General features: G+C 72.2%; 20 protein-coding genes. 5 read left to right on the top strand and 15 right to left on the bottom strand.

The window, feature by feature from the left end; translation table 11 throughout:
- Positions 1-15 precede the first annotated feature (15 nt).
- Positions 16-516, bottom strand: a complete 501-nt coding sequence (gene nrdR / locus P4R38_RS13395; RefSeq protein WP_275238697.1) for a transcriptional regulator NrdR — start codon at positions 514-516, stop codon at positions 16-18.
- 439 nt (positions 517-955) lie between these two features.
- Entirely contained in the window at positions 956-1,327 is a 372-nt protein-coding gene (locus tag P4R38_RS13400; protein ID WP_275238698.1) for a LysM peptidoglycan-binding domain-containing protein, read from the bottom strand.
- 231 nt (positions 1,328-1,558) lie between these two features.
- Here P4R38_RS13400 and lexA point away from each other — a divergent pair, with 231 nt between their 5' ends.
- Positions 1,559-2,272, top strand: coding sequence for a transcriptional repressor LexA (lexA, locus tag P4R38_RS13405; protein WP_275238699.1), 714 nt, complete (start codon positions 1,559-1,561; stop codon positions 2,270-2,272).
- 3 nt (positions 2,273-2,275) lie between these two features.
- Here lexA and P4R38_RS13410 read toward each other — a convergent pair whose 3' ends face one another.
- Positions 2,276-3,139 (bottom strand): Sir2 family NAD-dependent protein deacetylase, encoded by an 864-nt coding sequence (locus P4R38_RS13410; protein ID WP_277192564.1) that lies wholly within the window; start codon positions 3,137-3,139, stop codon positions 2,276-2,278.
- Positions 3,140-3,275: 136 nt separating this feature from the next.
- Here P4R38_RS13410 and P4R38_RS13415 point away from each other — a divergent pair, with 136 nt between their 5' ends.
- Both P4R38_RS13415 and P4R38_RS13420 read left to right on the top strand, forming a co-directional pair.
- Positions 3,276-4,187 (top strand): LysR family transcriptional regulator, encoded by a 912-nt coding sequence (locus P4R38_RS13415; protein ID WP_277192565.1) that lies wholly within the window; start codon positions 3,276-3,278, stop codon positions 4,185-4,187.
- A gap of 6 nt (positions 4,188-4,193) precedes the next feature.
- Entirely contained in the window at positions 4,194-5,117 is a 924-nt protein-coding gene (locus P4R38_RS13420; RefSeq protein WP_277192566.1) for an AEC family transporter, read from the top strand.
- Positions 5,118-5,128: 11 nt separating this feature from the next.
- Here P4R38_RS13420 and P4R38_RS13425 read toward each other — a convergent pair whose 3' ends face one another.
- From P4R38_RS13425 to holA, 6 genes are all read right to left on the bottom strand, one after another.
- Entirely contained in the window at positions 5,129-7,483 is a 2,355-nt protein-coding gene (locus P4R38_RS13425; protein ID WP_277192568.1) for a ComEC/Rec2 family competence protein, read from the bottom strand.
- Positions 7,484-7,485: 2 nt separating this feature from the next.
- Positions 7,486-8,448 (bottom strand): helix-hairpin-helix domain-containing protein, encoded by a 963-nt coding sequence (locus P4R38_RS13430; RefSeq protein ID WP_277192569.1) that lies wholly within the window; start codon positions 8,446-8,448, stop codon positions 7,486-7,488.
- A gap of 122 nt (positions 8,449-8,570) precedes the next feature.
- A complete protein-coding gene (locus P4R38_RS13435; RefSeq protein ID WP_277192570.1) occupies positions 8,571-9,458 on the bottom strand; it encodes a DegV family protein in 888 nt (295 codons plus the stop codon).
- 4 nt (positions 9,459-9,462) lie between these two features.
- The gene (leuS, locus tag P4R38_RS13440) at positions 9,463-12,324 is read right to left on the bottom strand and encodes a leucine--tRNA ligase (RefSeq protein ID WP_277192571.1); all 2,862 of its coding nucleotides are present in this window, start codon (positions 12,322-12,324) and stop codon (positions 9,463-9,465) included.
- A 236-nt stretch (positions 12,325-12,560) separates the two neighbouring features.
- Positions 12,561-12,821: a 30S ribosomal protein S20 gene (gene rpsT / locus P4R38_RS13445; RefSeq protein WP_275238708.1), complete on the bottom strand. Its 261-nt coding sequence runs from the start codon at positions 12,819-12,821 to the stop codon at positions 12,561-12,563.
- Positions 12,822-13,006: 185 nt separating this feature from the next.
- Positions 13,007-13,966 carry a DNA polymerase III subunit delta gene (gene holA / locus P4R38_RS13450; RefSeq protein ID WP_275238709.1) on the bottom strand — a complete coding sequence of 320 codons (960 nt, stop codon included), beginning with the start codon at positions 13,964-13,966 and terminating at the stop codon, positions 13,007-13,009.
- Between the two features lie 81 nt (positions 13,967-14,047).
- Between holA and P4R38_RS13455 the strand changes: the two genes are divergently transcribed.
- The gene (locus tag P4R38_RS13455; protein ID WP_277192574.1) at positions 14,048-14,398 is read left to right on the top strand and encodes a nucleoside triphosphate pyrophosphohydrolase family protein; all 351 of its coding nucleotides are present in this window, start codon (positions 14,048-14,050) and stop codon (positions 14,396-14,398) included.
- A 27-nt stretch (positions 14,399-14,425) separates the two neighbouring features.
- Here P4R38_RS13455 and P4R38_RS13460 read toward each other — a convergent pair whose 3' ends face one another.
- A complete protein-coding gene (locus tag P4R38_RS13460; RefSeq protein WP_277192575.1) occupies positions 14,426-16,732 on the bottom strand; it encodes an ATP-dependent DNA helicase in 2,307 nt (768 codons plus the stop codon).
- Positions 16,733-16,970: 238 nt separating this feature from the next.
- Here P4R38_RS13460 and P4R38_RS13465 point away from each other — a divergent pair, with 238 nt between their 5' ends.
- Entirely contained in the window at positions 16,971-17,333 is a 363-nt protein-coding gene (locus P4R38_RS13465) for a hypothetical protein (RefSeq protein ID WP_277192576.1), read from the top strand.
- 58 nt (positions 17,334-17,391) lie between these two features.
- Here P4R38_RS13465 and hflX read toward each other — a convergent pair whose 3' ends face one another.
- From hflX to P4R38_RS13490, 5 genes are all read right to left on the bottom strand, one after another.
- Positions 17,392-18,858 (bottom strand): GTPase HflX, encoded by a 1,467-nt coding sequence (hflX, locus tag P4R38_RS13470; RefSeq protein ID WP_277192578.1) that lies wholly within the window; start codon positions 18,856-18,858, stop codon positions 17,392-17,394.
- Between the two features lie 72 nt (positions 18,859-18,930).
- The gene (locus P4R38_RS13475; RefSeq protein ID WP_277192579.1) at positions 18,931-19,701 is read right to left on the bottom strand and encodes a CAP domain-containing protein; all 771 of its coding nucleotides are present in this window, start codon (positions 19,699-19,701) and stop codon (positions 18,931-18,933) included.
- A 185-nt stretch (positions 19,702-19,886) separates the two neighbouring features.
- Positions 19,887-21,428: an alkaline phosphatase D family protein gene (locus P4R38_RS13480; protein WP_277192580.1), complete on the bottom strand. Its 1,542-nt coding sequence runs from the start codon at positions 21,426-21,428 to the stop codon at positions 19,887-19,889.
- Between the two features lie 82 nt (positions 21,429-21,510).
- Positions 21,511-22,122 carry a response regulator transcription factor gene (locus P4R38_RS13485; protein ID WP_277192582.1) on the bottom strand — a complete coding sequence of 204 codons (612 nt, stop codon included), beginning with the start codon at positions 22,120-22,122 and terminating at the stop codon, positions 21,511-21,513.
- Entirely contained in the window at positions 22,119-23,309 is a 1,191-nt protein-coding gene (locus P4R38_RS13490; RefSeq protein WP_277192583.1) for a sensor histidine kinase, read from the bottom strand. Before P4R38_RS13490 ends, P4R38_RS13485 begins: the two co-directional genes overlap by 4 nt.
- Positions 23,310-23,323 lie beyond the last annotated feature (14 nt).

Raw genomic sequence — 23,323 nt, forward strand, 5'->3', positions numbered from 1 at the left:
TCCCTCTCCTCGTACTCACTGATCGTCTCGCTGACCACTGACAGTGGCCGTGGTGTCCTCGGGCCTGCGCTGCGCCTCCAGGCGCAGCAGGCTGATGGCGGCCTCGAAGTCCTCGAGGGACTCGAAGGCCTGGTAGACGCTGGCGAACCGCAGGTAGGCGACCTCGTCCAGCCGGCGCAGCGGCCCGAGGATCTCCAGCCCCACGTCGTGGGCGTCGATCTCGGCCACACCCTTGGCGCGGATGGACTCCTCCACCTGCTGGGCCAGCAGGGCGAAGTCGTCGTCGCCGACCGGCCGCCCTTGGCACGCCTTGCGTACGCCGGTGACGACCTTGGCGCGGCTGAACGGCTCGCTCGCACCGGACCGCTTGACCACGGTGAGGCTCGCGTTCTCCATCGTCGAGAAGCGCTTGCCGCAGCTCGGGCACTGGCGGCGCCGCTTGATGACGGTGCCGTCCTCGCTCGTGCGGCTGTCGACGACCCGGCTGTCGGTGTGCCGGCAGAACGGGCAGTGCATGACGGCTCCTCTCGCCCTTCGCGTGGCTGCTGCGACGCCCACTCCACCCCCCGTGGTCAACGTCGGCGGGGGCATACGAATGCCCGGGCGACGGTGTGTGGAGATGGTCCCGACAGCGCCGCCTGTGGATAACTCTGTGGGTTATCCGGTGGACGACGTGGGGACTAGATGTGGACGACTTACAGCGGTGTAACTACTAGATATAGGGATCGTAGGTCGCGGGACGCGCACGTGCAAGATCCGCCCGACCGCACCTGTCGAGCGCTCGTAAACGTGCAGGTCAGCGCCTCGTCACCGGCGGGTCGAGCGGGCGTCGACGGCGTGTCGCCCTGCCTTCCGCCGACGCTGGGCCTCCGCTCGGCGCCGTCCGCGTCGGGTCGCCCCACACACGACGGCGGCGGCGCGGGGAGCGATCTCCCCACCGCCGCCGCGCCGCCGATCAGTCCGGGACGACCAGCCGCTGCCCCTCTTGCACCTGCAGCGAGCTCAGATCGTTGGCGAGCTGGAAGCGCACGACCGCCTCCCGGACCGGGAGGGTAGGGAGCTGGCGGTGGGCGACCTCCCCCAGCGTCTGCCCGCGCGTCACGGTCACCGTCGTCGGCGCCGATGACGTCCCTGCCATCGCCACGGACGTCATCGTGACGGCCAGGACGAGCAGCGCGAGAAGCACGGCGAGGACCAGGCGGCCGCGACGCGTCAGCCGCATCCGCGGCGTGGCCACCTCGACCGGCGGATCGGGCACCAGCACCAGGTGGCGGCGACGCACGCCCGCCGGCGGATCCGGGACGTGCCACGCGGTCGCTGCGCTCATGAGGACCTCCTCGATCCGAACACCTGTGCGATAGAACGTTCGTACGAGATATAGCACGTACGTTCGAACGTGTCGACCACGCGGAGCGCGACATGCCTCGTACAGGTGTTTGAGAACTGTGTGCGAAGTCCATACGCTGACCTCACACCAGAAGACTGAAGCAGCGTCCACCGACAGCCCTCTTCCCCGGGCGTCCTGGCGCCGCACGACGGGGAACGAGGGACGCCAACGATGGCCAAGATCCACGAGCTGCCGGAGCCGGACAGCCACGCGCTCACGACGCGCCAGCGCAAGGTGCTGGAGGTCATCCGCAGCTCGATCGACCGCAGGGGCTACCCGCCCAGCATGCGCGAGATCGGTCAGGCCGTCGGCCTCACCTCCCCGAGCTCGGTGGCCCATCAGCTGTCGATGCTGGAGCGCAAGGGCTACCTGCGCCGCGACCCGATGCGCCCCCGCGCGATGGAGGTCATCTCTCCCGACCTGGGCAAGCAGGCGCGGGGCTACCGCGGGCAGGTCCCGGGCGAGGCGGAGGAGGGCGTCGACGAGACCGGGATCAACGACGAGCGGCCGGAGCCCTCCTACATCCCGGTCGTGGGGCGAATCGCCGCCGGTGGCCCGATCCTCGCCGAGGAGGTCATCGACGACGTCTTCCCGCTGCCGCGCCAGATCGTCGGCGAGGGCGACCTCTTCCTGCTCAAGGTCGTCGGCGACTCGATGGTCGACGCGGCGATCTGCGACGGTGACTGGGTGGTCGTGCACCAGCAGCAGACCGCCGAGAACGGCGACATCGTGGCCGCGATGCTGGACAACGAGGCCACGGTCAAGACGTTCAAGCGCACCAAGGACAAGGTCTGGCTGATGCCCCACAACGAGGCGTACGAGCCCATCGACGGCGACGACGCCACCATCCTCGGACGCGTCACGGCCGTGCTCCGGCGCGTCTGAGGGCTACTGCCCGAGAGCCTTCTCCAGGCGGGTCAGCGTGAGCCCGAGCGGCGAGTCCAGCTTGATCGTCGTCTCGGCCTCCGCCCGCGTCTGCCCGGTGGTCAGCACGGCGACCGGGAGGCCGAGCCGCGCCGCCCGGCGCACGAACCGGTAGCCCGACATCACCATCAGCGAGGACCCCAGCACCAGCAGCCCGCGGGAGGCCTCGACCACGCCGAAGCACTGCTCGACCAGCGGCTTCGGCACCGACTCCCCGAACATCACCACGTCCGGCTTGAGCTTGTCGGAGCCGCACACCACGCACGCCACCAGGTGGAAGGCTTGCGCCAGCTCCTCCGGGATCACGACGTCGCCGTCCGGTCGGATCTCGCCCCGGACGTCCCGGTCGAAGGTCGGGTTCGCCTCGGTGAGCCACTCGTCGATGACCGTCCGTCGGTAGTGCTCGCCGCAGCTGGTGCAGACCACCTGCTCCAGCGAGCCGTGCAGCTCCAGGACGTCGGAGGAGCCCGCCTGCTGGTGCAGCCCGTCGACGTTCTGGGTGATGACGGTGCCGAGGACGCCCGCGTCCTGCAGCCGGGCGACCACCCGATGGCCCTCGTTCGGACGCGCCCGGGCGAACCGGCGCCAGCCGGCGAAGCTGCGCGCCCAGTAGCGACGCCGCGCCTCCACGGTCGCCAGCAGCTCCGCGGCGGTCATCGGGGTGATGCGGCGCTCACCGTCCGGCCCGCGGTAGTCCGGGATACCCGACTCCGTCGACAGGCCGGCTCCGCTCAGCACGGCGAGCCCCCGCCCGCGTACCAGGTCGACCAGCTCGGCCCAGGTGCGCTCGTCCACGCCGTCGGGGGCCTGGGTGGTCGTCTCGTACACCCCTGCAGTATGGCGCCGCCGCGGTCCGCCACCCAGGCACGCCCTCGCCGGCCGGGCCCGCGCCGCGGCCGCGCCAGCATCACGGCCCACGCTGGACGACTGGCATTCGATAACGTGCACTTATAGGATTCGAACCATGATCGACGCCGCCGGCCTGCGCGTCATGCGGGCCATCTCCGACGAGGGCAGCTTCACCGCCGCCGCCGCCTCCCTCGGGTACTCCCAGCCGGCCATCTCCCAGATGGTGCGGCGGCTCGAGGAGCGCACCGGCACGGTCCTGGTCGAACGGCTCGGACGCACCGTCCGCCTCACCGAGGCGGGCACCGTCCTCGCGCGTCACGCCGGGCCGGTGCTGTCCGCCCTCGAGGCCGCGGAGGCCGAGGTGGCCGCGATCGCCGGACTGCGCTCCGGCCGGGTGCGGCTGATGGCCTTCCCGTCGTCCTCCTCGACGCTGGTACCTCGGGCGCTCGCGCTGGTGAAGGAGCGCTTCCCCGACGTCCAGGTCACCTTCGCCGAGGCCGAGCCGCCGGAGTCGCTCGCGGCGCTGCGCGCCGGCCAGTGCGACCTCGCGGTCGCGTTCGCCTACGAGGGCGACGACCTGCCGCGCGGTGAGGACGACATGGAGGCCTTCACCATCCGCGACCTGCTGGTCGACGAGGTGCGGCTCGCGGTGTCGGCCAAGCACCCGCTGGCGAAGGCCGGCTCCGCCCGGCTGTCCGACCTGTCGGCCGAGCCCTGGATCGCGGGCTGCCCGCGCTGCCGCGGCCACCTGCTGACCCTGGCCGAGCGGGAGGGCTTCGTGCCCGAGGTCGCCTTCGAGACCGAGGACTACGTCGCGGTGCTGGGCCTCGTGGCCGAGGGCCTCGGGGTGGCCCTCGTGCCCGACCTCATCCTGCGCTCGGCCCACAACCCCGGCGTGGTGACGATGCCGATCGACCCCGCCAGCCGACGTACCGTCCAGGCGGTGACCACGCCCGACCTGCAACGGGTCCCGGCCGTGCAGGCGACGCTCGACGCGCTGCACGAGGCCGCACGCCTCACCTGCTGAGCGAGGATGCAGGGAGTCCTCGACGGGTTCGGAGTCATCGCCGCCGTCATCGGCGTCGGCTTCGTGCTGGCGCACACCGGGGTACTCGACGTCGCTGCCCAGCAGGTTCTCGCCCGGCTGGTCTTCTTCGTCGCGACACCGTGCCTGCTGCTCACGCTGCTGATGAAGGCCGACCTGCACCGGGTGTTCTCGGCCGGTCTGGTGATCGCGTTCGTCAGCGTGGTCGTCGCAGCCGGTGTCTATGTCGTTGTCGCTCGGCTGATCTGGCGGCGTGACACGGCCGAGACGGTCGTCGGTGCGCTCTGCTCCTCGTACGTGAACGCCGGCAACCTGGGCCTCCCCATCGCGGTCTACGTGCTCGGTGGCGGCGCCGCGATCGCGCCGATCCTGCTGATGCAGCTGCTCGTGCTGACCCCCACCGCCTTCGCGGTGCTGGACCTGGTCACCTCGGGACGACGGCCGTCCGTGCTCCGGGTGCTCGCGCAGCCGTTGCGCAACCCGATCACCATCGGCTCGTCGGTGGGTGTCGCGATCGCCCTGAGCGGCCGGCGGCCACCCACCGTGGTGGTCGACCCGCTCACCATGATCGGCCAGATCGCCGTCCCCGCCGCCCTGCTCGCGTACGGCGTCGCGCTCCGTCTGGGGCCACGTCCCCTCGCGGACACCTCGGTCGCCGATGTCGCGACGGTGGCCGTCCTGAAGGTCCTCGTCCAGCCCCTGGTCGCCTGGGCCGTCGCCGCCGGGCCGTTCGGGCTGCGCGGTCACGACCTGCTGGCCGTGGTCGTGGTGGCGAGCCTGCCGACGGCGCAGAACATCTTCGTGTACGCGACCCGCTACGGCCGTGCCGAGGTGCTGGCCCGCGACGCCATCTTCGTGACCACGCTCTGCTCGGTGCCCGTCCTGCTCGGGATCGCCGCGCTGCTCGCCTGACCGTCCGGGCGTCACGGCCGGGCGATGAACGGCCGGCCGTGGCGGCCGACCACGGCGACGTCTCCCCCACGGTCGGTCCGAACCACCATGGACCCGCTGTCCCGCATCAGGTCCAGCGTCCGGGGAGCCGGATGGCCGTAGTCGTTGCCGGCGCCGACGCTGATCACCGCGACCGGCGCCCTCACCAGGTGCATCAGCTCGGGGTCCTGGTTCGAGGAGCCGTGGTGAGCGACCTTGAGCACGCTGAAGGGTGTGCGGTCCGGGTCCCCGGACAGCGCTCGCCGTACCTGCGCCTGGGCCTCCCGCTCGGCGTCGCCCAGCAGCAGGATGCGCAGCCCGCCGGAGCGGACGTCCAGCACGACCGATGCGTTGTTCTGGACCGAGCCCTCGTGAATCACCCTGGCAGGCCAGAGGACTCGCGCGGTCACCGCACCCCACTGCAGCTGCTGGCCCGCCTCCAAGGCGTGCACGGGTACGCCGGCGGCGGCCGCCTGCCGATCGACCTCCGGTTCCTGCGACGGCTCGTCGCGAGCGCCGGAGGAGCCGGTGTCGTGGACGCCGTTGGTGAAGATCACCCCGACGGACCGGTCGTGCAGCGCACCGGCGAGTCCGTCGACGTGGTCGGCGTGGAAGTGCGTGAGCAGCACGGCGTCCAGCCTGGTGATGCCCAGTCGGCTCAGACACCGGTCGATGGCTTCACCGTCCGGGCCGGCGTCGACGAGCACGCCCGACCGGTCGCCCGTACGCAGCACGCCGCCGTCCCCCTGGCCGACGTCGCACGCGACGTACACCCAGCCTCCGGCCGGCCAGCCCACCGGCGGCAGTGGCGCGAACGCCGCCGCGACGAGAACAGTCACCGCCATGGCGAGCACCGGTCGTCGGACGGCGCGGACGGCCAGGGCCGGGGCGCACAGCAGCAGCCCGAGGGTGATCCCGGCGAGCAGGAACGCGCCCGCCGCACCGTCGGGCCAGGGCAGCGCACCGAACGGCAGCGCCGCGAACGCGTGCGCCACCGCCGCGATCCCCCACGCCGGCAGTCCCGCGAGCCATGCGGGCAGCAGCGCGGCCGTCGTGGAGAGCGGGGCGACGAGCACGGTCACCACGCCCGCGACAGTCGCCGGAGCGACGAGGGGTGCGGCCAGCAGGTTCGCGGGCACGCCGACGACGCTCACCGAACCCTGCAGGAGCACGATGACCGGGGCGCAGACCGCCTGCGCCGCCACGGGGATCGCCACGGCGTCGGCCAGCGGACGCAGCCGCTCGGGCAGGAACCTCGCGAACCAGCTCCCCCACGGACGCGCGAACAGGATGAGACCGAGAGTGGCGAGCGCGGACAGGGCGAAGCCGTACGACGACGCGAGCCACGGGTCGATGCACAGCAGTCCGATCACGGCCGCTGACAGGGCGGCCGGTGCGGCGTGCGGCCGGGCCAGGGTGGTCCCGAGCAGACCGACCACGCCCATCGCGGTCGCTCGCACCACGCTCGGCTCCGGTCGGCAGAGCAGGACGAACAGGACCAGCGCACCGAGGCAGCACGGAAGCCGCCAGCGGCGGGGTACCCGCAGCCAGCCGCAGGCCCACAGCACCGCCATCAGGACCACCGTGACGTTGCTGCCGCTGACGGCGTTGAGGTGGGTCATGCCGGTCGCCCGCATGTCGTCGTCCAGTGCCGGTGGAACCCGGCTCGTGTCGCCGATCACCAGGGCAGGAACCAGCCCGCGAGGGTCGGCCGGCAGCGGGTCCGTCGCGGTGCGCAGGTCCCCGCGGACCGCGTCGATGCTCCGGGTGATCACACCGGGCTGGGCGACGACCACGGGTGGTGACTGCGCGCTCGCCACCGCCTCGACCTCGGACCCCTTCTCCTTGGGCGGAGCGAGCCGGATCTGCGCACGCACCCGCTGGTGCCAGCGCACGTCGAGCCAGCGCGCGTCGGCGAACAGCAGCACCGGCGTACGAGGCGTGCTGACCTGGCCACGACCCACCACCTGCCGGATCGACAGACGTACGAGCACCATCGGACCGGTGCGACCGGGCCCCGCCGCCGGCAGGGTGCGGGGGTCGGAGGTGACGACGGCCTCGACCGACACCGCGGCGCGCCGTTCGGCGAGGTGGACGACCGGTCCGGCCGACCTGGTGGCCTGGTGCGCTGCGGTCGAGACCAGCGTCAGCGCAGCCGCCGCGCAGCACAGCCCGATGACGAGGACGCGCGGGTCGGCGCCGCGCCGCTCGGCCAGCAGGACGACGACTCCCGCCGCCGTCAGCACCCCGGCGACGACGGCGACCACTGCGGGCGAGAGACGAAGACAGACGAGGACGCCGATCCAGGCCACGGTCGCCGGCGCGAGCAGGCGAAGGTCCAGACCCATCCCTAGACGCGGACGAGCGGGCGCAGCTTCTCCATGAGCTTGTCGCCGATGCCGCTCACCTCGCTGAGCTCCTCCACGGTGGAGAACCGCCCGTTGTCGGTGCGCCACTGCACGATGCGTTGGGCGATGACCGGGCCCACGCCCGGCAGCGCGTCCAGCGCCGTCTCGTCGGCGGCGTTGAGGTCGACCGGTGCACCGACCGCGGCGGCCGTCCCTCCGGTGCCGCCGGCGGCAGTGGGCAGGCCCGTTGCCGCCGGCGGACCCTGCACTGGATCGACCTGCTCTCCCGGTCGCGGGATCACGACCTGCTCGCCGTCGACGACCGGGCGGGCGAGGTTCACCCGCGCGAGATCCGCGGTACCGGTGGTCCCGCCGGCGGCACGGACGGCATCCTGCACCCGGGCGCCCGCCGTGAGCCGGACCACCCCCGGTTGCCGGACCTGGCCCACCACGTGGACGAGCAGCGACGTAGCAGCGCTGGTCGGACCGGCGGCGGCCGGAGCGACACCGGGCACGCGGGTCCGTGCGCTGGAGGTGGCGATGCCGCTCGGAGTGCTCGTCGCGACCGGCAGCGGACCGCGCGCCGGGTGCGGCTCGGCCATCGCGCGGACCCACATCATCCGGCCGCCGAGCACGACCACGGCGGCGGCCACCAGCATCAGCACGCCGACCAGCGCCAGCCGGCTGGTCCCGACCTGGGCGCCCTGCAGGCTGCTCGGGGTCCGTATCAACGGCGCGTACGGGCGGACCCGGTCCGGCTCGCCGCCGCGATGGCCTGCCCGGTCGGCGGCCGTGACGCTGGCCGAGGTGTCACGACGTGAGCCCGTGGACGGGCGACGCCGCGGCCGCTCGTCGCTGACGGTGGACTCCTGCGGGACCCAGCCGCCGCGTCGCGCCCGGTCGACCTCGCCGAGCACGGCGGCGAGGCGGTCGGGTGGTGGCGAGGCGGCGCGACGGGATCCCATGGCTGGCACCGTAGGGAGAACACCGCAGCCACCGCCCCAGCAGCGGCGCCCCCTGTGGACAACGGGGCGCCCGCAGCGAGGGTGCGGACAGCGAGGGTGCGGACAGCGAGGACGCGGTCCGCTCAGAGGACGGCCGCGCCGATCACGGTCGAGGGACCGCTCCACGGGCTGGCCGCCACCGCGAGCGTCCCCGGGCCCACGTGCGTACCGACGACGGCTCCGAGCTCGACGACCTGGACGGACCTGACGTGCGGCAGCCGGGCCCGCACCTTCCGCAGCAGGTCGTCGGCGCGTGGTCGGGAGTCGAGGTGGTGGATCGCGATCTCGACGCCGAGCGGCGCGTCCATCGCCTCGACGGCCGAGATCAACCGGTCCTCCAGCCGGACGAGCGCCTTGGAGGACGTCCGGACGCGCTCCAGCGGGAGGATCTGACCGTCGGACAGCTCCAGGAGCGGCTTGATCGCCAGCGCCGAGCCGAGCAGCGCCGAGGCCTTGCCGATCCGTCCGCCACGCCGCAGGTACTCCAGGGTGTCGACGTAGAACATCGCGCGGGCGGCCTCCGCCCTGCTGCGGGCGGACTGCGCGACGACCTCGGCGGACGCCCCCGCCGCGGCGTAGCGGGCGGCCGACTCCACCGCGAACCCCATGGCCATCCCGACCGAGTGGGAGTCGACAACGGTCACCGGCACCGGGGACTCGCTCGCCGCGACCAGCGCCGATGACACGGTCGCCGACATGGACGCCGAGAGATGGACCGAGACGATGGCGTCGACGCCGCCCGCCGCCGCCTTCTCGTACGCGTCGAGCATCTCGCCCGGTGACGGCTTCGACGTCGACACCGTGCGGTGCGCGCGCAGCGCCTCGGCCACCTCGGAGGAGCTGATGCCCTCGCCCTCGGTGAACGAGCGGCCTTCCACGACCACGTGCAGCGGGACGACGTGGATGCCGTGCCGGGTGACGGACTCGCGCGGCAGGCACGCCGTCGAGTCCGTCACCACCGCGACCGTCATCGGGTCATCCCGCGACGATGTTGACCAGCTTGGGGGCGCGCACGATCACCTTGCGGATCTGCTTGTCCCCCAACGATTCCAGCACCTTCTCGCTCTGGCGGGCCAGCGCCTCCAGGTCGGCGTCGCTGATGTCCGGCGCCACCTGCAGACGGTCGCGCACCTTGCCCTGGATCTGCACGACGCACGTGACCAGGTCGTCCACCAGCAGACCGGGGTCGGCCTGCGGGAACGGCTCGAAGGCCAGCGTCCCGTCGTGGCCCAGCCGCTCCCACAGCTCCTCGGCCAGGTGGGGAGCGAGCGGAGCCACCATCTGCACCATGGCCTCCATCACGGCCCGGGGCGCGACGCCGGCCTTCACAACCGCGTTGTTCAGCTCGATCAGCTTGGCGGCGGCGGTGTTGAAGTGCAGGCTCTCGTAGTCCCTCTGCACGCCGTCGATCGTCTTGTGCAGCAGGCGGTTCAGCGCCTCGTCCGCAGCGTCCTCCACGACCCGGACCTCACCGGAGTCCTCGTCCACGACGTTGCGCCACAGCCGCTGCAGGAAGCGCTGCGACCCGACGATCGCCCGCGTCTCCCACGGGCGCGACTGGTCGACCGGCCCCATCGACATCTCGTACACCCGGAAGGTGTCGGCGCCGTACTCCGCGGCCATCTCGTCGGGAGTCACGACGTTCTTCAGCGACTTGCCCATCTTCCCGTGCTCGCGCGTGACCGCCTGGCCGTTCCAGGTGTACGTCGCCTCCTGGCCCTCCCCGTGCTCGACCACCTCGGCGGCCGGCACCGGCTGGCCGCGGTGGTCACGGTAGGCGTAAGCCTGGACGTACCCGTGGATGAACAGCCGCCGGAACGGCTCCTCGGACGAGACGTGGCCCAGGTCGTACAGGACCTTGTGCCAGAAGCGCGCGTACAGCAGGTGCAGCACGGCGTGCTCGGGCCCGCCGACGTACAGGTCCACGCCGCCCGGGTCGTCGGCGATCCCCTCGCCGCCACCCTGCTGCTTGCCCATCCAGTACTTCTCGACCTCGGGGTCGACGAAGCGCTCGGTGTTGGCGGGATCGGTGTAGCGCAGCTCGTACCAGCAGGAGCCCGCCCAGTTGGGCATGGTGTCGGTCTCGCGACGGTACTTGCGCGGACCGTCGCCCAGGTCCAGCTCGACCTCGACCCACTCCTCGGCCCGGGACAGCGGTGACTCCGGCATGGAGTCCGCGTCGTCCGGCTCGTACGTCTTCGGCGAGTAGTCCGCCACGTCGGGCAGCTCCACCGGAAGCATCGACGCGGGCAGCGGGTGAGCGACGCCGTCCTCGTCGTACACGATCGGGAACGGCTCGCCCCAGTACCGCTGCCGGCTGAACAGCCAGTCGCGCAGCTTGTAGGTGATGGTGCCGTGGCCGGTGCCGTCCTGCTCCAGCAGGGCGATGACGGCGTCCTTGGCGTCCTCGATGTCCTTGCCGTCCAGGCTGATCCGCTCGTTGGAGGAGTTGATCATCGGACCGACGCCGGTGTAGGCGGCGTCCTCGTCGTGGCCCTCGTGCGGCTGAACGGTCCGGACGTACGGCAGGTCGTACTTCTTGGCGAAGTCCCAGTCACGCGGGTCCTCCGCCGGCACGGCCATGATGGCGCCCGTGCCGTAACCCATCATCACGTAGTCGGCGATGAAGACCGGAACCGGCTGTCCCGAAACGGGATTCGTTGCGAACGCACCGGTGAAGACACCCGTCTTCGCCTTGTCGTCGGTCTGCCGCTCCAGGTCGCTCTTGCGCATGGCCGCACGCTGGTACGCGGTCACCGCGGTGCGCGGGTCGGCGGCACCATCGGTCCAGGCGTCCTTGGTGCCCTCGGGCCAGGCGTCCGGGACCAGCGAGGCGACCAGCGGGTGCTCCGGCGCCAGCACCATGAAGGTCGCGCCGAAGATCGTGTCCGGGCGCGTGGTGAAGACCTCGACGCCCGGCTGCGAGCCCTGCACCGGGAACGTGATCGCCGCACCGTGCGAGCGACCGATCCAGTTGCGCTGCATCTGCTTGATCGACTCGGTCCACTCCACGCGGTCCAGGTCGTCGGTCAGCCGGTCGGCGTAGGCGGTGATGCGCATCATCCACTGCGACAGGTTGCGCTGGAAGACGGGCATGTCGCCGCGCTCGGTCAGGCCTTCGTTGGTGACCTCCTCGTTGGCCACCACCGTGCCCAGACCCGGGGCCCAGTTGACCGGGACCTTCTTCTTGTACGCCAGCCGCCGGCTGTCGACCGCCTCACGACGCTCGGCGTCGGACAGGTCGGCCCAGGGGCGCCCGTCCGGCGTGCGGACGCTGCCCGCCTCGTACGCCGCGACCAGGTCGTCGATCGGCCGGGCGCGACCGGCCTGCTCGTCGTACCAGGCGTTGTAGATCTGCAGGAAGATCCACTGGGTCCAGCGGTAGAACTCCGGGTCGATCGTCGCGACCCGGCGACGACGGTCGTACGACAGCCCCAGCTGCCGCAGCTGCCGGGTGAAGGTGACGATGTTGTCCTCGGTCGTCTTGCGCGGGTGCTGGCCGGTCTGCACCGCGTGCTGCTCGGCCGGCAGCCCGAACGCGTCGAAGCCCTGGGTGTAGAGGACGTTCTTGCCCTGGGTGCGCTGGAACCGCGCGTAGACGTCGGTAGCGACGAAGGGCAGCGGGTGACCGACGTGCAGACCCGCCCCGCTGGGGTAGGGGAACATGTCCTGCACCATGAACTTCGGGCGGCCGCCGACCTTGTTGGGCTCGGCCCACGGACCCGCGGGGTTGGGCGCCTCGAACGTGCGCTCCTCCTCCCAGCGGTCCTGCCAGCGCCGCTCGATCTCCCCGGCCAGCGCGGCCGTGTAGCGGTGGGGGTGCTCCTGCTCAGTCATGTCTTCCTCGGATCGAGCTCGTGTGGCGGTCGGGGCGCGGACTCGCGAACACAAAGAAACCCCTCACTCAGGAGGGGTCAGCCGCGTTGAGGTCCGTGTGGGTCAACGCGGCCGGCTAAGAAGGAGCAGTCGCTGCATGGCGAGGATGATATCGCACCGTGGACGGCAGGCCGCGGGGACGAAGACGGCCGCCGCCCTCGCGGGCGGCGGCCGTCGTCGGTGTCAGTGCTCGAGGCTCACAGGCTCGAGAACTTCTTGGCCATCGCCGCCTTCTTGTTGGCGGCCTGGTTCTTGTGGATGACGCCCTTGGTGACGGCCTTGTCCAGCTTGCGCGAGGCGTCGCGCAGAGCCGTCTCGGCGGCGGACTTGTCACCGGAGGCGGCAGCCTCGCGGAACTTGCGGACCCAGGTACGCAGCTCGGACTTGTGCGCCTTGTTGCGCTCGGTACGCGCAGCGTTGGTCTTGATCCGCTTCATCTGCGACTTGATGTTTGCCACGAAAACTCTCTCTTGGTCGGAGCTGATCTGTCATGAGGGCGACAGACGCGGCTCGGGATGGGGCGTGGGGACACCCGGCGTTGAACCGCGCTGAGGTGGTGCTGTCGTGCGCGCACGACCAGAGCGCGCACGCAAGGGAGAAATCTACCAGTGCAGCACGTCGCGACCAAAACGCGGGAACCGCGCTATGTCGCGCCTCCTGCCCGCTGGCGGGTGATCTCCAGGACGGCTCGCTCGACGGCGTACACCGGGTCGCGGCCGCCGCCCTTGACGTCGAAGTCGGCGGCCGCGACCGCCTGGATGGCACGGCCGAGCCGGTCGCCGTCCCAGCCGCGGGCCGCGGCGCGCGCGCGGTCGACCTGCCAGGGCGCCATGCCCAGCTGCTTGGCCAGGTCCGCGGAACGACCGCGACCTGCGGAGGCGACGCGCGCCACCTGACGCAGCTGGGAGGCGAGGACGGCGACGATCGGCACCGGGTCCAGCCCGGTCGCCAGGGCGTGCCGCAGCAGCCGTAGGGCCTCCGCGGCCTCACCGGCCACCGCCGCGTCGGCGACCCGGAAGCCGGTCGCCTCGACCTTGCCGCCGTGGTACCGCTCCACCGTCGCCGCGTCGATCACGCCCGTCGTGTCGTCGACGAGCTGCTGGCAGGCCTGCGCGAGCTCGCGCAGGTCCTTGCCGACCGCCTCCAGCAGGGCGCGCACCGCCTCGGGTGCGACCTTGCGACCCTTGCTGCGGAACTCGTTCGTGACGAACGCGGTCTTGTCGCGGTCGGACTTGATCGCGGGCGCCTCGATGATCCGGACCTTGGCCTTCTTCAGGGCGTCCAGCGCCTTCTTGCCACGGGTACCGGACTTGTGGGTCACCACCAGCACCGCGTCGCTGCCCTGCGCCACGATCGCGACCAGGTCCTCGATCAGCGCGTCGTTGCCCTCGTCCAGGTCGCGGACCACGACGGCCTTGCGACCTCCGAACAGGCTGGGGCTGGTGTGGACGTGCAGCGAGCCCGGCTCGTACAGGCTCCCCTCGAGGCGGACGACCTCGACGTCGGGCTCCTCCTCGCGGATCGCCTCGAGCGTGCTCGCCAGCGCGCGCTCGGCGATGACCTGCTCGGGGCCGGAGATCAGGACGTACGAGGGGACGCTCACGGACCAAGAGTGCCAGCCGCCACCGACGTGCCCGGGTCGGCCACCGGCATCCGTCCGGTCGGGCGGGGCCACAATCGGCGGATGGATCTCTCCGAGGTGACCCGGCGCGCGACCGACGTCGCGGCGCTCTACGACCGGCTCAACGAGCAGCAGCGCGGCCGGACCTGGACGACCGACGACTACATGCTCGGGTTCGTGGGCGACGTCGGCGACCTCGCCAAGCTCGTGATGGCGCACTCCGGCACCCGCGACGCGGACGACGTGCGGGAGCAGCTGGGACACGAGCTGGCGGACTGCCTCTACTCGGTCGCCGTCCTCGCGCACCGCACGGGGGTCGACCTCGCCGCGGAGTTCGACCGGTGCATGAACCTGCTGACCGGGTACGTCGGGCAGCAGCTCGACGGACCCTCGGCCGCCGCCCCGGCGCCGTAGGGAGCGGCGCTCGGGGGCGACGCGCGCTCAGGCCGGGTCGGCCTCGAGGACGAGACCGAGCTGCGCGGCGCGTCCGGCGACCTCGTCCTGCGGACGGTCGAGGTGATCGGCCAGCTCTCCTGCGGTCAGGCCCATGTCGGCGGCGTCCCTCAGCTCCTCGTCGTCCTCGGCGCTCCACCCGGCATGCGCCGCGTCGGGCTCGACAGGAGGTGCTGTCGACGCAGGCTCCGGCGCGACCTCGAGCATCACGGGCTCCGGCTCCGGCTCCGGCTCCGGCTCGGGCGCCGGTGCCTTCGGTGTCGTGGCGGCCGGCTCGGGCGCCGGCGCCATCCGCGCGTCGTCCCGGGCACCCGTCACGCCGCGCAGCGCGGGCGTGGCGACAGGCAGCACCGGCGGCGCGGTCTCGTCCAGCCGCTTGAGCGCCTGGAGCACCAGGGCGCGATCGCTGGTGGGCCAGAACGGCGGGAGCGAGCGCTGCAGGAACCCGGCGTACCGCGCGGTGATCATCCGCGAGTCCAGGAACGCGACGACGCCGCGGTCGTCCGAGCGTCGGACCAGCCGGCCCGCTCCCTGGGCGAGGCGCAGCGCGGCGTGCGTCGCCGACACGGCCATGAAGCCGTTGCCACCCATCCGGGCGATCGCCTGCGACCGGGCCGAGGCCAGCGGGTCGTCCGGTCGAGGGAACGGGATGCGGTCGATGATGACCAGCTGGCACGCCGACCCGGGGACGTCGACCCCCTGCCACAGCGACATCGTCCCGAACAGGCATGTCCGGGCGTCGCCGGCGAACTGCCGTACCAGCGTTGCCGTCTGGTCGTCGCCCTGGCACAGCACGGGGATGTCCGCACCGAAGCGACGCCGCATCTCCTCGGCCGCAGCCTTCGCGGAGCGCGTGGAGGAGAACAGCCCCAGGGTGCGACCGCCGGCGGCCCGCACGAGCGCCTCGATCTCGTCGAGCGCGGCCGGCGACGTACCGTCTCTGCCCGGCGCGGGCAGGTGCTGGGCGACGTAGGCGATCGCCTGGCTCGGGTAGTCGAACGGCGACCCGACGTCCAGGCCGTTCCAGCGGGGGCCGCCCTCGCCGCGGAGCCCGAGCTGACCGGCGATCGCGTCGAAGGAGCCACCGAGCTCCAGGGTGGCCGAGGTCATGACGACCGAGCGCTCGCCGAAGATCTTGTCCCGCAGGAGCATCGCGACGCTCATCGGGGCCACCCGGAGCACCTGACCGCGCCGAGGGTCCGAGGAGACCCACACGACGTCCAGCTCACGGTCCTCCAGGACCCGCTCGGCGTTGTCGAACACCTCGTCGACCGCCGCGCGCGCCATCTGACGGGCGCCGTCGTTCTCGGCCGGGCTCGACGGCTTGATCTGCGACTGCACGTCACGGGCGGCGTCGCGCACCCGCGAGAGCGCGAGCGCGAGGTTGTCCGGCAGGCCGGTGAGACGGCCCTCGGCGACGCCCTCCAGGATCTGCCCGAGGAAGTCCCCGGCGTCGACCAGCGTGGCCGTGTCGCCAAGCCTGCCAACTCTTTTCGCGGCCGCGCTGATCATGCCGGGCGTGATCTCGTCGGTGATCGTCGAGGTCACGCGGTCGACGAGCTCGTGCGCCTCGTCGATGACCAGGAGGTCGTGCTCCGGCAGCATCTGGCGACCCTCGAAGGAGTCGATCGCCATGAAGGAGTGGTTGGTGACGACGACGTCGACGTCCTTGGCCGCCGCGCGTGCCAGCTCGACGAAGCACTCCCCCACCATCGGACAACGCTGACCGAGACACTCCTGCGCCGAGACCGACACCTGCCGCCAGGCGCGCTCGGACACGCCGGGCACCAGCTCGTCCCGGTCGCCGGACTCGGTCTCCTCGCCCCACTCGCGCAGCCGGAGGATCTCCTGCCCCAGGCGCCCGGCCGCCTTGTCGACCTCGCCGATGCCGAGCAACCCCTCCTCCTCGTCGTCGGGGTAGCCGCCGGAGAGCTTGTTCTTGCACAGGTAGTTGCGCCGGCCCTTCACCAGGGCGTAGCGAGGGCGCCGGCCCAGCTGCTCGGTGAGCGCGTCGGCGAGCCGCGGCATGTCGCGGTCGATCACCTGCGCCTGGAGCGCCAGCGTCGCGGTCGCGACGACCGCCGGCTTCCCCACCTCGAACGCGTGCCGGACGGCGGGGACGAGATACGCGAGTGACTTACCGGTGCCGGTACCCGCCTGGACCAGCAGGTGCTCGCCCGACTCGACCGCCGCCTCGACCGCCTGCGCCATCGCCGTCTGACCGGGGCGCTCGGAGCCGCCGACGCCGGTGACCGCGGAGTGCAGGAGTGAATCGAGAGTGGGAGCAGAGGGCATTGCCTCAGCCTAGAGGCGGCCCGCCGGAGCGACCTCGGCAACGGCTCCGCTGTGGACGGCGCGACTGCCCGTCGGCCCGGTCTGGACACGGGGATCGGGCAGGCCCTACTGTCCGTGTTGCCAGCGCGTTCACAGTGAATGCGGCTCGTTGTCGCCGACCGGCAACGTACCGCGTGAGCGATGCTGGCGTGCCGCCGGACCGGCGCGCACCACATTCATCAGCAGGGGGAAGTTCCGCATGCCTTCGTTCCGCACGCTCCTCGCCGCGCTCGTGTCCGCGGTCGCGTTCCTCGTCCCGGCGGGCGCCGCCTCGGCGGCCACCGACCACCCGGTGGCCGCCGCCGCGACGCACACCCAGACCATCTCCTACGAGCGCTGGATCGTCGTCATCGACACCGACGGCATGTCCGACTACGAGGTCGCCCGCACCGAGGTGCAGCTCGGCCGCCTCGGTCAGCAGGCGGGCCTGTCGGTCGTCCAGTGGCACCTGGGCATCGGCGGCGTGGTGGTGGAGGGCTCGGCCCGGACCGTCATCACGACCTACCGCTACGCCAACCACGTCAAGTACATCGAGCCGGACAGTGTGATGCACACGAGCTGACCGACTCCACGGAGCAGGCAGCGCTCCGGTCGTCCCTGGGGGCGCGACCGGGGCGCTGTCACACGACGTACGCGGCGAGCTCGGACTGCAGGGTCGGCATCACCTTGGCGTGGACCCGGGTGCCCTCGCCCTCGTGCTCCGTGCTCAGCACCTCGCCCTCGTCGTGCAGCCGGCTGAGCAGGTCGCCCCGGTCGTACGGCAGCAGCACCTCCACCCGGATGTCCGGGCGCGGGAGCTCGGCCGCGACGAGGTCGCGCAGCTCCCGGATCCCGGCGCCGGTGCGGGCCGAGACCGCGATGCTGTGCTTCTCCGACCTCAGCAGCCGGTCGATGACGTGCTGCTCGGCGAGGTCCGCCTTGTTGACGACGATGACCTCCTTGACCTGGTCACCGCCGACCTCGGCGAGCACCTCGCGGACCGCGCTGATCTGGCCCTCCGGGTCGGGGTGGCTGCCGTCGACGACGTGCAGCACGAGGTCGGCATCGGACACCTCCTCCAGCGTCGAGCGGAACGCCTCGACGAGCTGGTGCGGGAGGTTGGCGACGAAGCCCACCGTGTCGGCCAGGGTGTAGACCCGGCCGTCGTCGGTCTGCGACCGGCGGACCGTGGGGTCCAGGGTCGCGAACAGCTGGTTCTGCACCAGGACGCCGGCGCCGGTGAGCCGGTTGAGCAGCGAGGACTTGCCCGCGTTGGTGTAGCCCGCGATCGCGACACTCGGCACGTGGTGCACCTTGCGGCTGTGCCGCTTGGTGTCGCGCGAGGTCTTCATCTGCGCGATCTCCTTGCGCAGCTTGGCCATCCGGCTGTTGATCCGGCGCCGGTCGAGCTCGATCTTGGTCTCACCCGGACCACGTGAGCCCATGCCCTGACCGCCCGCGGCCTGACCACCGGCCTGCCGGGACATCGACTCACCCCAGCCACGCAGGCGCGGCAGGAGGTAGCTCAGCTGGGCCAGCTCGACCTGCGCCTTGCCCTCCTTGGACTTGGCGTGCTGGGCGAAGATGTCCAGGATCAGCGCCGTGCGGTCGATGACCTTGACCTTGACGACGTCCTCGAGCGCACGTCGCTGGCTCGGCGCCAGCTCGGTGTCGGCGATGACCGTGTCGGCACCCTCGGAGAGCACGACGTCGCGCAGCTCCTGCGCCTTGCCGGCGCCCAACCACGTCCCGGGATCGGGGCGGCTGCGGCGCTGCAGGACGCCGGCGAGCACCGTCGATCCGGCGGTCTCGGCCAGCGCGGACAGCTCACGCAGGGAGTTCTCGGCGTCCTCGGCGGTCCCCTCGGACCAGACGCCGGCCAGGACCACGCGCTCGAGGCGCAGCTGGCGGTACTCGACCTCGGTGATGTCCTCGAGCTCGGTCGAGAGGCCCTCGACGCGACGCAGGGCCGCGCGGTCGGCGCGCTCCAGCTGCTCGCCGTCGTAGTCGTCGAGCGCGAAGCCCGACTCGTCGTAGCGGGGGTCGAGGTCGTCGGCCTCGGACAGTGCCTCGGCCCGGGAACTCAGCAGATCGTCTCGTGCAGTCATGTTCTCCCTAGAGTTTCATGAGAGAACGTGGCCGGCGAGCCGTTTATGCCGCCCGACGCGTCGAGATCCGCGTCAGGAGATGCCGAAGTCCTGCACCCAGGACCCTCCGCCGTACCCGCTCCCCACGGACCCGGCGTCGTAGCCGACGCCGATGCGGTTGTACGCGCAGTTGACGATGTTCATCCGGTGACCGGGGCTCTGCATCCAGGACCGCACCACGGCCTCGGCGGTCGGCTGGCCCGCCGCGATGTTCTCGGCCGTGGCGAAACCTCCGTACCCCGCCCGGCTCGTCCGGTCGGAGAAGCTGGAGCCGTCGGCGCCGGTGTGGCTGAAGTAGTGGCGGCGCACCATGTCGGAGGCGTGGTCGTCCGCCGCCCGCGTCAGCGCGGAGTCGACCTTCAGCGGGCGGCAGCCGACCTTGGACCGCTCGATGTTCGTGAGTCGTACGACCTCGCCGGCGGCGTCGGACCGCGGCGCCGGGGCCGGCGGCCTGGATGCGCTGGGACTCGGTGTCTGCGACGAGCGTGAGGCCGTGGACGTCGGGCTCGCGGTCCGCCGCGTCGAGGTCGAGGTCGACGAGGTCGACCGGGAGGCCGTCACGGCCCTGGCCCGCTCGACGGCTGGCATGGTCGGCGCCGTGAGGGCGGACGAGGACACCGTCGTCGGGGTCGGGGTGGCGCCGGTCGCGGCGGCCGAGCTCGACTGGGCGCCCGAGCCGAGGATGGCCGGGCCCAGCAAGCCCGACCCGTTCGAGGACTCGGCCGCGGTCCGCTCCTCACCGGGTACTCCGGTCCAGTGGACGTACGCCGCCGCGGAGCCGAGGACCGCCGTCACCGCCACCACGAGGCCGACAGTGGCCGACCTCCGCCGGGGAGCCGGACGATCGTCCTCGTCGTACCGTGCTGCCCGGCGTTCGCCCATGTTCGTTCCGACCTCGTTCGTCTCGATCCCTGATGGCAGCCGACCACCCTAGCGGTCGCCACCACCCGTTCGCGGGGAAGTCGACCGACGGATCGGTGTCGGGTCGATCACTCCGGCTGCAGGTCCCTCGACCAGAGCACGGAACCGGTGATGTCGCGCAGTCCCGCGGTCAGCAGACCGTCCTCCGCGATCGCGACGTGACCGAAGAAGTGGGCGCTCCCGGACCGGGGTGACTGGTTCGCGTACGCGGCGCCCTTGGCGAAGACGACCTGCGGGCCGAACGTCGCATCCATCACGCCCGGGGAGAACGCGCCGGCCGAGATCGGTCCGGCGACCAGCTCCCAGAACGGCGTGAAGTCGGTGAACGCCGCGCGCGAGGGGTCGTAGTGGTGGGCGGCGGTGTAGTGCACGTCGGCCGTCACCCACAGGACGTTGCGGACGTCGTGCCGCTTGATCTGCTGGAGCAGGTGCGCGATCTCCAGCTCGCGGCCCAGGGGCTTGCCGGGGTCGCGGTTGGCGACGCTCTCCTGCGCCACCGGTCCGTCGGGGACGATCACCCCGAGCGGGAGGTCGGCGGCGATGACCTTCCAGGTGGCCCGCGAGCGGCGCAGCTCCCGGATCAGCCAGTCCGTCTGCTCGCGGCCGAGGATGGCGGTGCGGTAGGGCTCGGTGCCCGCGGTGTTCGGGCTCTTGAAGGTGCGCATGTCCAGGCAGAAGACGTCCAGGTGGCGGCCGCGGGCCACCTTCCGGTAGATGCGGTTGCGCCCGTCGGAGGTACGCCGGCCGCGGGCGTCGTCGTCGCCGATCGGCTGCCACTCCCGCCACGCCTGCTTGGCCCGGGCGGCGAGGACGTCGACCCGGCGCTCGGTGTAGCGGGAGTCGTCCAGCACCTCGCCGGGGTACCAGTTGTTGAGGGTCTCGTGGTCGTCCCACTGCGCGAGGACCGGCACGTCCGCGTACATCGCACGGATGTTGGCGTCCATCATGTTGTAGCGGTGGCGCCCGCGGAACTGGCCGAGTGTCTGGGCGACCTCGGTCACCTCGGGGATGACGACGTTGCGCCAGACCTGGCCGTCGGGTTCGGTGACGGACGCACTGATCGGGTTGTCCGCGTACACCGTGTCGCCGGAGTGGATGAAGAAGTCCGGGCGCAGCGCGTGCATCGTGCGGTACCCGACCATCCCGCCCAGGTCGGGGTTGATGCCCCAGCCCTGGCCGGCGGTGTCCCCGGTCCAGACGAAGCTCTGCCGACCCGAGGACGGCGCCGTCCGCAGGTGCGCGACGCCCTCCTCGCCGAGGTGACCGTCCTGCCCCTCGAAGGCGAGGCGCACGTCGTACTCGGCGCCGGGTCGCAGCCCGTGCAGCGTGATCTTCGCGGTGTGGTCGGTGTCCGGCGTCGCCCACGGCCCCCGGATCACCCGCCGCGAGCGGCCGGACCCCACCTGCGCCACCAGCCGGCCGACCCGGTCCGTACGGGCCCACACGACGCCGCCGCTCGTCGTGACGTCGCCGGACATCACCCCGTGGGTGAGCGCCGGGCGCCCGGAGACCACGAGCGGCGCCGCGACCGCCCGGCGGGTGCTCAGACCGAGGGTGCCGGCGCTCGCGAGCGCACCGCCGAGGACCGTCCTGCGCGTCAGATGTGCCATGCGGTGAGCCTGGTCGGCACGGGTTGCGAACGAGGGTGACGGCCGTGGCCGACGGGTGAACGTCGCGCCAGGATCGTGCCCGTCACAGCCAGCCGTGCTCCTGCGCTGCGTGCGCGGCCTCGATGCGGTTGCGGGTGCCGGTCTTGGCGATCGCGGCGGACAGGTAGTTGCGCACGGTGCTCTCCGACAGGTGGAGCGTTCCGGCGATGTCGGCGACCGTACGGCCGTCGGTCGCCGCGGTGAGGACGTCCCGCTCGCGCTCGGTGAGCGGGTTCGCCCCGGTTCGGAGCGCGGCCGCTGCGAGCTCGGGGTCGATGACCACCTCGCCGGCGTGCACCCGCCGGATCGCGGCGGCGAGCTCCTCCACCGGGCGGTCCTTGACCAGGAAGGCGCGGACGCCGACCTCCATCGCCTGCCGCAGGTAGCCCGGCCGGCCGAAGGTCGTGACGATCACGACCTTGCACCCGGGCAGCTGCTCGGCGAGGTCGGCCGCGGCGTCGAGGCCGTTGCGTCCGGGGAGCTCGATGTCCAGGACCGCGACCTTCGGCCGGTGTCGGAGCGCGGCGGGGAGGATGCGGTCGCCGGTGCCGACCTCCGCGACCACCTCGATGTCCTCCTCGAGACCGAGCAGCAGGCTGAGCGCGCCCCGCATCATCGCCTGGTCCTCGGCGAGCAGCACGGTGATCACGCTCATCGCGTCTCCGCCCGGTCGGCGGGCAACGTCACCTCGACGCGAAAGCCGTTGAAGTCGCTGGTCGTTCGCAAGGTCCCCCTCGCGGAGGACGCCCGCTCGCGCGCGCCCGTCAGACCGTGACCATCGCCATCCGCGGACCCGCGCCCGTCGTCCGCCACGGTCATCGTGACCGCGTCGTCCGTACGGCATACCGCCACGCTGCACCGGGAGGCCTGCGCGTGCCGGACGACGTTGGTGGTGGCCTCGCGCAGGACCCAGACCAGGACGTCCGCCACCGCCGGGTCCAAGTCGTCGGTGTGGCCGCGCACGTCCAGCGCGACGCCGGCGGCGGCGAGCGCGACGTGGGCCGAGGTGACCTCCTCCTGCCAGGTCGTGCGGCGGTACCCGCCCACGGTGTCGCGGACCTCCGCCAGCGCCGACCGTCCGATCGCCTCGATGTCGCTCGCGTGGGCGGCTGCGGCCTCGGGGTCACGCAGCGCGATCCGTCGGACGGCCTCCGCCTTCACGACGACGATCGACAGCGTGTGGCCGAGGACGTCGTGCAGGTCCCGCGCGAAGCGCAGCCGCTCGCGCGACACGGCGGCGCTGGCGAGCTCCTCCCGCGTGCGGGAGAGCTCGTGGACGGCGGTGAAGAGCCAGTAGACGAGGTAGGCGGCGATCCCGGCGAGGAAGCAGTTGAGCCCGAGGATCCAGGCCGTTCCCCAGTCACCGCCGCCGAGCCCGCTGGACAGCACGGCGGCCGCGGTCACTGCGGCCACCAGCACCGGTGCCGTGCCGACGTCCAGTCCGGTGCCCGCCTCGATGGCGACGAGGACGAGCAGCGTGCGCCAGTCGTCGCCCCAGGCCCCGGCCGCCGCGACGGTCAGGGCGGCGAGGGCGACCACGACCGGAACTCCGACCACGCGCCGTACGGACTCGCCGCGGCCGGCGGGCAGCACCGTGACGAAGAACCCGGCGACGTGCACCAGCAGGATCAGCGCGCCCAGGACGGAGCGCCGCGCCAGCGTGTCCGAGACCGGCGCGATGGCGCTGATGACCAGCCACGGCAGCACCGGCCACGGACCGACGCCGTCGCGTGCCCAGCGCAGCATCGGCGCCGGCAGCACCGAGACGTCCCGTCGCTCGGTGAACCGGGCCGGTGGCACGACCCGCGCGACGGCGTCGGTCGGCGGCCGGCCGGGATCCATGGGCGTCACGCTAC

It is taken from the genome of Luteipulveratus flavus, from assembly GCF_029439465.1.
Taxonomy (GTDB): Bacteria; Actinomycetota; Actinomycetes; order Actinomycetales; family Dermatophilaceae; genus Luteipulveratus; species Luteipulveratus flavus.